Annotated in this window: 9 protein-coding genes; 1 reads left to right on the top strand and 8 read right to left on the bottom strand. The window is 34.2% G+C overall.

Annotated features, from left to right (window positions below; all coding sequences use genetic code 11):
* Nucleotides 1–212: 212 nt before the first annotated feature.
* Nucleotides 213–2012 carry a cation:proton antiporter gene (locus BG04_RS11175; RefSeq protein ID WP_034648212.1) on the top strand — a complete coding sequence of 600 codons (1800 nt, stop codon included), beginning with the start codon at nt 213–215 and terminating at the stop codon, nt 2010–2012.
* Between the two features lie 28 nt (nt 2013–2040).
* Here BG04_RS11175 and BG04_RS11170 read toward each other — a convergent pair whose 3' ends face one another.
* The 8 genes from BG04_RS11170 to BG04_RS11130 all read right to left on the bottom strand — a co-directional run bounded on the left by BG04_RS11170 (nt 2041) and on the right by BG04_RS11130 (nt 12359).
* Nucleotides 2041–3417 (bottom strand): O-antigen ligase family protein, encoded by a 1377-nt coding sequence (locus tag BG04_RS11170; protein WP_034648214.1) that lies wholly within the window; start codon nt 3415–3417, stop codon nt 2041–2043.
* A gap of 25 nt (nt 3418–3442) precedes the next feature.
* Complete coding sequence (murJ, locus tag BG04_RS11165; RefSeq protein ID WP_016765962.1) at nt 3443–4945, bottom strand: murein biosynthesis integral membrane protein MurJ; 1503 nt, start codon at nt 4943–4945, stop codon at nt 3443–3445.
* Between the two features lie 177 nt (nt 4946–5122).
* A complete protein-coding gene (locus BG04_RS11160) occupies nt 5123–6832 on the bottom strand; it encodes a DUF6020 family protein (protein ID WP_034648217.1) in 1710 nt (569 codons plus the stop codon).
* A gap of 26 nt (nt 6833–6858) precedes the next feature.
* On the bottom strand, nt 6859–7947 hold the full coding sequence (locus tag BG04_RS11155; protein ID WP_034648218.1) for a glycosyltransferase: 1089 nt from the start codon (nt 7945–7947) through the stop codon (nt 6859–6861).
* A gap of 585 nt (nt 7948–8532) precedes the next feature.
* A complete protein-coding gene (locus tag BG04_RS11145) occupies nt 8533–8883 on the bottom strand; it encodes a DUF2304 domain-containing protein (RefSeq protein WP_034648222.1) in 351 nt (116 codons plus the stop codon).
* An 8-nt stretch (nt 8884–8891) separates the two neighbouring features.
* Entirely contained in the window at nt 8892–9581 is a 690-nt protein-coding gene (locus BG04_RS11140; protein WP_230586498.1) for a glycosyltransferase family 2 protein, read from the bottom strand.
* 347 nt (nt 9582–9928) lie between these two features.
* A complete protein-coding gene (locus BG04_RS11135; protein ID WP_034648224.1) occupies nt 9929–10717 on the bottom strand; it encodes an endonuclease/exonuclease/phosphatase family protein in 789 nt (262 codons plus the stop codon).
* Between the two features lie 4 nt (nt 10718–10721).
* The gene (locus tag BG04_RS11130) at nt 10722–12359 is read right to left on the bottom strand and encodes a PTS transporter subunit IIBC (protein ID WP_013085516.1); all 1638 of its coding nucleotides are present in this window, start codon (nt 12357–12359) and stop codon (nt 10722–10724) included.
* Nucleotides 12360–12493: the final 134 nt, after the last annotated feature.

The raw sequence follows: 12493 nt of genomic DNA, 5'->3' as shown, positions 1-12493 counted from the left end.
TTTTTATTATTTGATAATAAAGTGAAATTCGACAAACACGAGTAAAATATGTGTCGAACGAAAGAAAGCAGCTTGGATTCAAAGAAAAGAGTATGCGTTTAGCATTTTTGAAAAAGTGGTAAAACAAGGTAGTGTTTGTTTCTTCCTGTATAACATCGGTTTATTTTAGGGAAAATATATACACATTATGCGAACGAGAGAAGGAAGATACAATGGAACCTATGCTTATACATATCACGCTCGTAGTGGGACTAGGAGTTCTATCTCAGTGGCTGGCTTGGAGATTTAAGTTACCAGCAATTGTCGTGATGTCAATTATTGGACTACTAACAGGCCCTATTTTAGGTTTAATTGACCCTAAAGCACAATTTGCACAGCTTTTTGATCCTTTTGTATCGATTGCTGTAGCTGTTATTTTATTTGAAGGCAGCTTGAACTTAGATATGAGAGAGGTAAGGGGAATCGAAAAGCCTGTGTTTCGCATTGTGACGCTCGGAGCCATGCTAGCTTGGATTTTAGGCTCTTTAGCTGCTCATTATATAGCGGATTTATCATGGGCGGTGGCAATTGTTATCGGAGGGCTTTTTATTGTGACGGGTCCAACCGTGATTTTACCTCTTTTACGACAAGCTAAATTAAAACCAAAACCAGCAGCGATTTTAAAATGGGAAGGTATTATTGTTGATCCATTTGGTGCACTGCTGGCCGTTTTTTCGTTTGAAATTGTTCAATTTTTAGTGCTGAGAGAAGTGAGTGGAAAAACAATTCTCTTTTTCTTTGCAGCCTCTATTCTTGCAGTTTTAATAGGATGGCTTCTTGGTCGCGGAATAGGATGGATGTTTCAAAAGGGGCATATTCCAGAGTATTTAAAATCTCCGGTCGTATTTATTGTGGTTATTGCCTGCTTTACGATAGCTGATGAAATTAAGCATGAAACAGGTCTTCTAGCAGTGACAGCGATGGGGATTACCCTTGCTAATATGCATATTTCATCTATTAGTGATATGCGACATTTTAAAGAGAACATTTCGGTTCTATTGACTTCTACTATTTTTATCATGTTAACGGCTGGACTGACGATGAAGACCATTACTGAAATTTTTCATTGGAATATTATTTTGTTTGTTTTACTTATGCTGTTTATTGTCAGACCTGTCTCCATCTTTTTATCAACGGTAGGGACAGATTTATCTATAAAAGAAAAAATACTGATTGGCTGGATTGCCCCGCGCGGCATTGTGGCGTTAACGGTCTCAAGTTACTTTGCGAAAGTACTAATCGATGAAGGATTTAAAGATGCTTCCATCCTAACAACACTGACATTTGCTTTAGTATTTGCTACGGTTTGTGCACACGGTTTTTCCCTTTCATGGCTAGCTAAGAAGCTTGATTTATCAATTGGAGAAGAACCTGGTATTTTGCTTGTAGGAAGCAATGATTTTACGGTTGCCTTTGCTTCCAAGTTAAAGCAACTGGGCTATCCAGTGTTAGTTGCTGATTCTTCGTGGGAGCGGTTAAGAGTTGCGCGCAGAGCGGAAGTAGATGTGTATCACGGAGAAGTTCTAGCTGAGCAAACGGAATATCATCTAGATTTAACTCCTTATGAATACGTGATTGCTGCAACTGAGTTAGATGCATATAATGCACTTGTTTGTACGGCTTTTCTTCAAGATATGGGACGGAACAATGTTTTTCAATTGAGTATTCGTGACCAAGAAGATTCAAGAGAAGATGTCGATGAAATTATGCACACGGTAAGAGGACGCATGCTTTTTAAGAAAGGAATTACGTGGGAGTTTCTGCATCATAAAATGGAGCACGGATATACGATTTACAATACAAAAATTACGGATGAATATACGTATGAAACATATCTTGAGGAGAAAAGCGATGCTTCTCTTTTACTAGCAGTGAGCAAGCAGGGAAAGGCATTGAGTTTTTTTGCTCATGATCAAGAAATAAACGTTAATGCAGGTGATACGGTGTTAAGCCTTCAGCCATTAAAAAGATAAAAAAACAGGCCTTCAATGGCCTGTTTTTTTATGCTTGTCTTTGTTTAAAATGAATGACGAACAGATAAGCAGCTGCTGCTGCAAAATAGATAGTAACGGCTGGTGCGGTGAAGACATGCCCAGCTACAAAAGCAATTCCAAGAGCTAATACAATTGCTGTACTATACATCATAAAGCTTTCATCAAGAAGCTGTGACGGGTTTTTAAATAATCGAACCAATACGGTTAAACCAACTACTAGAAGTGGAAGAACCCATAGTAAAAATCCGATGATACCTAAAGAGAAAAATAGGTCATAAAAATCCATTTCAATCATCTTTGGCGGAAGCTGTTTTGTATAGTCACCAGAAAAGCCCATACCTATCATTTTTCTTGCAATAGGTGCTTTTGCATACTCTTCCTTATGATGAGCTAAAAATTGCTCACGGCTGCTTAGAATCAGATTTTGAATATCTTTGTCATCTAAATTTGATTCCTTTTGCTTTTTCTTTTTAGCCGGCTTTTCTTTTTCTTTCTTTTCCGGCTTTTCTTGCTTTGTTTTCTCTTTTTTAGCCTCTAACATATCGATGTGCGTATATGTGTTTTTATAAGCTGGAGAAATCGGAGTGGTTGCTCCGGTTACAATTAAAAGCAGAATTGAGATTACTAAGTTGGCTTTAATTAAGCTGCGTTTATTCGTAAATAATTTTGCAAATAAGACAACTGTCGCTACAACTAAAGAAAGAATAACGGCACCTAAGCCTACTTTCGTTCCAAGCATGATGGACGAAACAGCTAACAAGATAAAAGGAATCCAGTAATAAGCTTTTGAAAACGAACGTACTTTATCTAAAGCTAAAAGCAGTGTGAGAGGAAGCAAAATAGCAATGGTTGCCCCTAGCTCATTCGCTGCATAAAACCAGCCTTTAAATCCGATTTTATTATACTGATAACTCTCTAGTGCTGTACCTGTTAGCATTGTACCGATAAAAACAATACTGATGATGAGTGAAGCAGTCAATAAGTTTTTGCTCAGTATTCTTTTTACATCCAAAGACGATCGATAATGTGAAAACATCACAATCATTCCGAGTAATGTAACGTTCAAATAAACAACCTTATTGAAAAATTTAATTTCTTGCCCAATATAATAAGGATCTTTCCATTGATGATTTAAGTAGATATTGAGTCCAAGAAAGAGTGCAAAAACAATAAGGTAGATAATCGAATATCTAGCCCATTTTGATTGTTTGGCAAACACTAAAAGTAGGACACCTGCAAAAATCATATATAGAAAGCGAATAACAACCCCAATTGAGAGACCACTATCCATGTTCAAAACCATGTACGTCGTTAGCATATCAATAATTGGCTGAATTGAAATAAAACCAACGAACAGAAAAAATAACCAGTATGTGTTCTTCATATAGTACTCTCCTGTTTTACGTGAATTAACGTTTTCTTTTAACTAAAAGCATAACACCTTCTACTCTGCATAATAGCGTCGACATTAAGTATACTAAACCACCTGCAAGACAGACAATACCAAATCGTAAGATAACATGTAATGAATTCAAAAATGCGATGTCCTTCAAGAAGAACATGAGGATAGCAACAGGTACGGAAGCTAAAAGAATTTTTCCTGTTTCTTTCACTAGATATCCGTAATGGAAGTGATTGATTTGTTTTGCCAGCATAACGAATACGATGGCCGTATAGAAAAAGGCAACCACTGACATGGAAAGTGCTAATCCTTGGTATCCCATAAATTTAGTGAAAATCATGTTAAAGATGATGTTTAACACAATGGATAATAAGCCTGCTCTCATAATAAGATAACCTTTTTGAAGAGAATAAAATCCTTTTGCAAGAACAGCTTGCAGCGAATAAAAAAACACCGAACCTAGGTAATAATAAGATACATCCGTTGTTTTTAACGTCGAATTTGCGTCAAATGCACCGCGCTGATAAGCAATCATTACAATGTCTTTCATATAAAAGATCATAATAACAATCGTCGGAATCAGCAGCATCAGCATAAACGTAATCCCTTTTTCAATTCCCGATTTAAAGCGTTCTTCATCTTTTTCAGAAATGGCTCTTGCAATCAGCGGATAAATAATGGTTGCGACCGTAACCCCGAATATTGCCTGGGGAATACTTACAAGTCTGAAGGCGTAATTTAAGTATGAAATAACACCTTCACCAAAGGAGCCGGCAAAAAAGAAGTTTACAGTTAAATTAATTTGACCGACCATAATGGTCACACCAACAGGGATGAATACTTTATAAAAAGCCACCACTTCATCACGGTCAATTTTTTGCTTCCATAACAGCAGATGCTGCGGTTTAAAATAGACAACTTTAATTAAGAAAGAAGCAATTGTTCCTACAAAATATCCAAGAGCAATTGCATAGCCGCCCATGATTGAATGTAATAGGATTGTACTTAAAATCGTAAAGAGTACAACAACCGTTTGAGAAAACACGGAGAAAGAATATTGACTTCGTGCATCAAATACACCTTCGTATACGGCATTCACTCCAACTAGTGAAAGAGATAAAAAGTACATAACGCCCGTATAAATTCCTAGTTCAATTGCTGCTTTGGAAAAATTAGAATACGAAGCGGGAAAGTAAAAGAAAGCGGCAATTGATCCGAGAACCGAAATAATGAAACAAATAAGAAAGGTTGATTTAACAATATTAGTCAAATGAACCTTTCCTTTATTTTCTTTTTCATAACGTAAATAACTAGGAATAAACGCATCCTTCATCCCCGTTAACATAAATAAAATAAAAGCGTTTGGAATGATCATTGCTGCGTTGTATGAATCGACAATATAACTTGTACCGAAATAGTTAGCAATAACTAAATCACGAATCATACTAGAAAATTTCAAAAATAATGTTGATATGAGCAGTAAAATGCTCGCGAATTTTAAGTTTTTCATGCGAAACTCCTACCTTTAAATTAGAAAATACAATAAAAATAATAAACTCTAGTTTCAAAACAAGAAAAGTCATTAATAAAAAATTATTTTTATTGTAAATAAATAGCCGGAAAGAAAAATTAAATAACTTTCCGACTATTATCCAAATTAGATTAAAAGTACGTAACGATTTATTTTTTACAATGAGTGTTCTTCTTCATCCGGCTTTATAAAAGGCACAGCAATTAAAAATATTGATATAAAGACACTTGCTAAGAGGTACCTAAAATCTTGTGCTGGTAAACCTGCAAGTATCGATAGAGTATTTAATAGCCAAGGTACTATAATAACTAGTGATTTTTTACCTTTACGTATAGCAAGAAATAGCCCAGATAATAAAATAATACAGTGATAAAAAGCTGGTTTCCATAAAAATGAAAATACAGGTTGTTTAAATATAGCCAAGTATTTATTGGATGTATTTGTAATTTTTTGGCTGATGATTTCATTCTTTAAACCAAGGTCATTCCCATAATAAACATTAGTAACATAAGTGTCCGTGTATCCATCTTTAAATGTTGTTACTTGCCAGACTAAAGAAGATTGTTTTAAGAAAGCTTCAGTTGCAAGTAAAGGATTTTTTAAGACAATGCTTATATAATTTTTAAAATATAAACCGGTATCTTTAAAAATGAATTCACGGTTATAAGATTCCCACGTGAATTTTATTGGATTTGTATTATAAGGATTATATTTTTCTTTCCACAGTTCAATAGGAAATACCTTATCAAAATAAGCTCTTTCATCTTTTGTCATATCGCCATCATTAACAATAATGTTAGCAATTTGTTGTGTAGGTATAGATAGAGCTTCATTTGGATCTGAAGGTTTAACATTTAGAGCGTGGAAAACTGGTCCAGCTATAATTCGTTCTAAAATAAAAACAATTAAAAATATAGAAAGTAAAGGCTTCCATTTATTTCTAAAAAGTATAATGAGTAAGACAAAAGTAAGAATAAAAACTGGCAATCCATTATGTCTGAAGAACGCAGTGCCAAAAGCAGACAAAAGTAATAGTAAGAACCCAGAACGACTTTTTATCCAATTACCTTTAGAAAAATGTAATTTCGCTAAATTTACAGTGAAAAATAGCAAAAAGGAACTGTAAATAATATCTTTCCATATAATTATGGAGAAAATAGTGAAACTCGGGATAACAAGTATAATAGCCGTTAAAATTCCTAGGAAAAGAGGGTGAACCTTACGTTTAAGTAAAAAGTCAAAAGCATAACCATATACACTTGTAACTACTAAGATTTGAAAAAGAGCTATTATACCTGGGCTATTCCAAATTTTTACAAGAAACATAATAAGCCATGTGAAAATAATTGGATGACCATCATCAAATTCTCCTGTATGAGCTTGCCTCCATTGAGATAATGAATCAGGAGTCATAGCAGCTGGGAAAAAAGCTACCCAGTAAAATAAACTAATTCCTAAAACCAATAAAATTATTAACCATGTATACTTGGTGGGTTTTACCAAAATGTAGTTAAAATCATTTAAATCCCTTATAAATACCGCTGCAGTTAATGTTAATAAGAACGCAAATAAAAAGCGGCTAAGTATATATATCATAAACAAAAACAATGTCGATGCTGTAATGTGTAGGTTATTTAAAAAAGCAAATTGTGTTAAAAAAGCAACAATTATCATCATTATCCAAACTATAATGTTGAATCTAAACTTATCTTTATATGAATAAAGATAAATAGAAGCAAAGGTAGCTAAGATAATTGTAAGTAAGATGGAAGTGTAATTTCCACTTTGACTATCACCTAAAAATAAACCTATAGCTATTAGAGCTAAGATGATTGTGAAAAATAGTAATCTTTTGTTGGTTTTCATTTTTTTCTCCTATTGTTAGAATGTCTTTAATCATTAAAAATACGAGGTAGTTTTTCAGAGATAACATTAATAGTGTAATCATGTGCTGTAAGAATTGCTTGTCTTGACAATCTTTGTTTGTACTCTTCAGAACTACTCATAAAGAACCATAATTTTTCAGCCAATTCTATTTCATTACCAGGCTGGAAAAATAAACCGTTTTTACCTTCGATAATATAATCTTTTAATCCTCCAATTTTGCTGCCAATCACAGGTGTTCCACAAGCCATAGCTTCAAGTCCAACAAGACCTAAACTTTCTCCTTCGCGAACAGTTGGAAAAATAAATGCATCTATGGCGTTGTAAACATATTTTAATGAAGTTTGAGGAAGTAATGGAAAATGAATAATTTTTTCCTTAATACCTAACTCTTCTGCTAAATTATGAAACGCGTCTTCATCTTTTCCACTACCAATGTACAAATACTTATAGAATGTTGGGGTAGCTTCTTCAAGGTGAGCAATGGCTTTTAAATAATATTCCCAACCTTTTCCCACATCAATTCTACTTACACACCCAATATACTTTTGATTTGGATCTAGTTTCAACATTTCAAAAGCTTCGTTTCTATCTAAAAAAGGATAGAAAACGTCAGGATTAACTCCACCACTTGGAAAAATATATATAGGAGTTTTTACCTCGTACTTCTCTTTAACTAATGACATATAGTAAGGAGAAGGAGTAATAATTTTGGCGGACTCCTTCAACAACTGTTTAACTCTAGGTTGAAATTTCTCCTGGGAAGAAACTTCGGGAACAACATCGGAGCCGTGAACATTTGTTATAATAGTGACCCTACTATTTAGTTTTTTTAGCAGAAGTAACGGAGCTGCATTATGCGCAGCATAGTGCACATATATATAATCATATTTTTTTGTTAGCCCACTCCAAATAATTTTAGTGTAATGAAGTGCATATCCAAATAATTTTTGAAGTTTTGTTTTCTTTTTTTGTAGTACAATACGATCCACCTGAAATTGGTTATTCAATAAGATTTGCTCAGTGTTTTGGACAAAAACACCATAGCTAGGAAACTCTCTTGAAGGATACATATTTGAAATTAATAAAACTTTCACGTTTAATCACACCCAACAATTTGCTGATTTTATATATTATGCGTATGGTACTTTACATAAATTAATATAATTACATATGCATTCTTAACATCCAAATATTATAGCATACCTTAATTTTAAAGTATAAAGCTTTCTAAAAGAGATTTTTAGAATATTCATAAAAAATATAAAAAAATTCATAACCTAAAAGTGTAGGTTATGAATTAGAATTAGTTCGTAGAGGTAAAGCCTATAAATGATACGCCTATCATAATAAATAAACACCCTAATACCTTATAAAGTGTAAGAGATTCACCAAAAACAAAAAAAGCTCCAAATACTGCTAGAATGTAAGCCATACTCTGTATAGGGTATGCCACACTTAAAGGAACTCTCGTTAGAATAAAAAGCCATAAGACGGTAGCTAAGCCATATAGGGCTAACCCAGAAATGACATATGGAGATAGAAATAGATTAATGATAGAATGTAAAGATTTAAATGGTTGAGACTTCGATTCTAAACCAAACTTCCATAAAAATTGTCCGCACACAAGAGTCAAGGTATTAGCTAAAATCAATAAAAAATTTGCTATGTTCATTATAGTTCTATAAATTCCTTTCTTTCTCTTGAATCGAGTGCTTTAATAAAGCCATCTCTTGAGTTAAATCTTTGATTTTGTCTTGTTGTTTAGAAATTAATACATTTTGATAAATCAAAATGTTTAAAATCAAAATTAAAGCCAACAGAAAGAATAAAGAAGGCATATAATAAATACCGATTTTGGATACTAATACGTTAAAAAACGGCAAAGATATGGCGATAATAACTCCTGCTAAAGAAATCAGCAGCCAGAAAAAAGCTACTTGATCTTTTAATTTATGTTTACTTGTATAGACTAACACTTGAAATAAGAATATTAATGCCACGACTAAAGATATAATTTGAACAGGTGTCATAATTCCTCCTAAAACACTTTTCTAATCACAGAGAAAAATGTAACTTTTATCATGTAGTAAATTGACTTTAGTGGTGTAATGGATGAAGTTCCCCCTTGACGAGAGTTCATATCTACACGTGTTTCATGGATGTTGTATCCTTTTTTAGCTAAGTCTACAACAACCTCAACTTCTGGATAGTCTTGTGGGTAATAGTTAGAAAACTCTTTAATAATTTTTTTATTTACAACTCTGTATCCAGATGTGGGGTCTGTTACTTTTTTTCCTGTTAATATGTGTATTAATTTATAGAAATAATAAATACCTACTCTCCTTGTTAAAGAGCCACGATAATCAGTTTTTTCAATAAAACGTGATCCAATTACCATGTCGAAATGATTAATATCAATTTCATCTATTAGTTTTGCCAAGTCTTTAGGGTTATGTTGACCATCTGCATCTAATTGGATAGCGTAGTCATAGTCATTTTTTAGAGCATACTTATACCCAGTTTGCATTGCACCGCCAATTCCTAAGTTTATAGGAAGATCTAAATGATTGAAATTATTGGAATCTAGAATTTCTTGCGTTTTATCTTTTGAACCATCGTTAACAACTATATAATCAAAATTGTTCATATACTTTACGTTGCTAACTGTATCTTTTATATTATCTTCTTCGTTATATGCCGGAATAATAATAAGCGCTCTTTTTTTCACTATTTTCACCCTTATAAATAAATTTTATAATTAGGAAATACTCATTGGGAGTTTGTCTATTTATAATTTCTGTAATCAACAGGATTTTTTATTTAAGATAAAATTGTTAAAACTAAATAGTTATTATTTAGTACCTATTTAATATTACATTTATCTGTTTTAAATCTTAATAATTTTTAGTAACATAAATGAATTACACTGGTTACTGTATTAGTAATTCCCTGTTATATTGACTTTTACTAGTTGTTTTCTATTCAATAAAAAAAGATATGAATGTAAGTAAGTATCTATTAGGACCCTTGCGTACATTTATATCTTTTTAATAAAGTTTTGTGTTATTTAATTTATTAAGATTTTAAATATAAGCTTACCCCAAAATGGTCGGAAACAACGGGATAATGTATGCCGTTAAACACCACAGTTGATGACTGAATATCCTGCGCATGACTCGATAGAATTAGATCAAGGCGCAGTGCCCGTTCATTATCATCCCATCCAGCAATGTTACCTTTAACTGTAATACCGCTGTCTTTTTTGTTCGATAGAGTATACGTATCATAGAGGCCTTGGCTCAACAGGTAGTCGTAACCTTCATTTCGTCTATGAGCGTCATTATTAAAGTCTCCGAGTAGGAAAAATGGATTATCTTTGTGTACATGAGCTAGCAGCGTATCAACTTGCTGCTTGAACGGCTCTTCCTCGTCATCCCACCAGCCAAGATGACAAGAATAAAACGTAAGAAGTTCTTTTTCATATTCGATTGTTGCTCCAACAATTCTTCTCGTTTTCCAATAGTCAATATTTGACGTTTGTGAAACAAAAAATGAATGCTCTTCAATAATCGGGTGTTTCGTTAAAATGGCAATTCCTTCTTCATACACTTCATAGCCTATATGAGATAAATCCCATACCAATTGATAGTCTTCACCTTGCTTACCCAGTTCTTTTGCTAAAAGCCAAGCGTAATTATCGCTGCGAATGTAGTCATATACATAAGGTGCGTCTACTTTTTGGCTTACTTCCTGTAAAGCAATGACATCATATTTTTCTTTTTTAATTACTTCAGCTAGACAAGATAACTTGTCTAGCTGATTTTCCTCTTGCCAAGAGTGGCAATTTAACGTTAATAGCTTCATTGTGTTAAGCTCCTAACAAATCTTGAATGTCGGATTTCAAAACATCCGCTTTAGGTCCATAAATAGCTTGTACCCCTTTATCTTTCAAGATTAAACCAAGGGCTCCGTTTTGTTTCCACTCACTTTCTCCTGCAACGGCATGTATATCTTTTACCGTTACACGTAAGCGAGTCATACAAGCATCAACATCTTCAATATTGTTTTCTCCGCCAAGCAGTCCAATAATGACTGGTGCAAGCGAATCATTTTTCACCTGCTTGCTGCTTGTTGCAGTTGTTTCTTCATCAATATAGTTTCCGTTACGTCCCGGCGTTGGGAAGTTAAAACGTTTAATTAAGAAGTTTGCCACTCCAAAATTTAAGCCAAAGAATACAAGGCAGGCGATGATAAAGTTCATTAAGTCAGCCCATAGGCCGGCTTTGATAATCATTGGTGTACGTGTTAATAGCTCAATTACGCCAAATGAGTGTACGCGAACATGAACAATATCAACAATGGCAAAAGCCAGTCCCGTCATAATTGCATATACGACATATAAAAGAGGTGCTGCGAACATGAACATAAATTCGATTGGTTCTGTTACGCCTGTTAAGAAAACAGCTAGTCCAGCTGAAAAGAACATTGAACGATATTTTGAACGTTTGTCAGGATCTACGTTACGATACATTGCTAAAGCGATTCCAATTAGCGACGCACAAGACAAAATCATCTGTCCTACTTTAAAGCGTGCAGGTGTAACGTCATGTAATAACTGCTTGTAGCTTTCCATATCTCCTGCAGCGCGGAAATTATTTAAATCTGCAATCCAAGCAAGCCACAAAGGATCTTGACCGGCAACAGTGGAACCTGCTCCAGAACCTGTTAAAATTTTGTACGTTCCGCCTAGCTCCGTGTAGTTCATAGGAACTGTCAGCATATGATGAAGACCAAATGGAAGAAGCAGGCGCTCTAATGCTCCGAAAATAAATGGTGCTAGAATAGGAGCTGTGTCTCTAGATGTTGCAATCCACTGTCCGAAGCTGTTTAATGAACCTTGGATAAACGGCCATACAATGGATAAAAGCAGTGCCGTTACAACTGAACCACCGATGACCACAAATGGTACGAAGCGCTTGCCGTTAAAAAACGAAAGGGCTTCAGGCAATTTATCATAGTTGTAATATTTATTGAATAAATTCGCACCTAAAAATCCAGCGATAATTCCTACGAACACTCCCATGTTAAGAGCGGGAGATCCTAAAATAGATGTGAAGTAGTCTTTTACAACTAATTCTTGTCCAAACAGTGATTGAACCGTTGCTTTTGAATCTGAGAGCATTTCTGCTTTAACTCCGAAAATGGCTCCTGTAATTCGATTAATAAGAATGAATGCGATGAGTGCAGCAAATGCACCTCCAGCACGTTCTTTTGCCCAAGAGCCCCCGATGGCAACAGCGAACAAAATGTGAAGATTTGTAATGATACCCCAGCCTATGTCTTCCATCACGCGTGCAATTGTTTGTACAGCAGTGATGTCTCCCCCAGTCATTGCAACTAGTTTTCCAAGTGAAATCATAATACCAGCTGCGGGCATAACCGCTACTACTACTAATAAAGCCTTACCAAATTTCTGCCAAAAATCAAATGAAAAGAACTTCTTCATAGTTTTTCCCCTTCCCCTATGTATGGGTTTTCATTTTATTTTTTGATAAACTATATTTCAAAATAGTGCAACCGTTTGCATAACCTTATTGTAATAAAAGGGCTTTCATAATGCAATACTGTAATTTCTCTTTT

Origin of the sequence: Priestia megaterium NBRC 15308 = ATCC 14581 (genome assembly GCF_000832985.1) — a bacterium.
Classification (GTDB): Bacteria; Bacillota; Bacilli; order Bacillales; family Bacillaceae_H; genus Priestia; species Priestia megaterium.
Note: the sequence above shows the minus strand (reverse complement) of the source record. Positions and strands in the feature narration are given on the sequence as shown.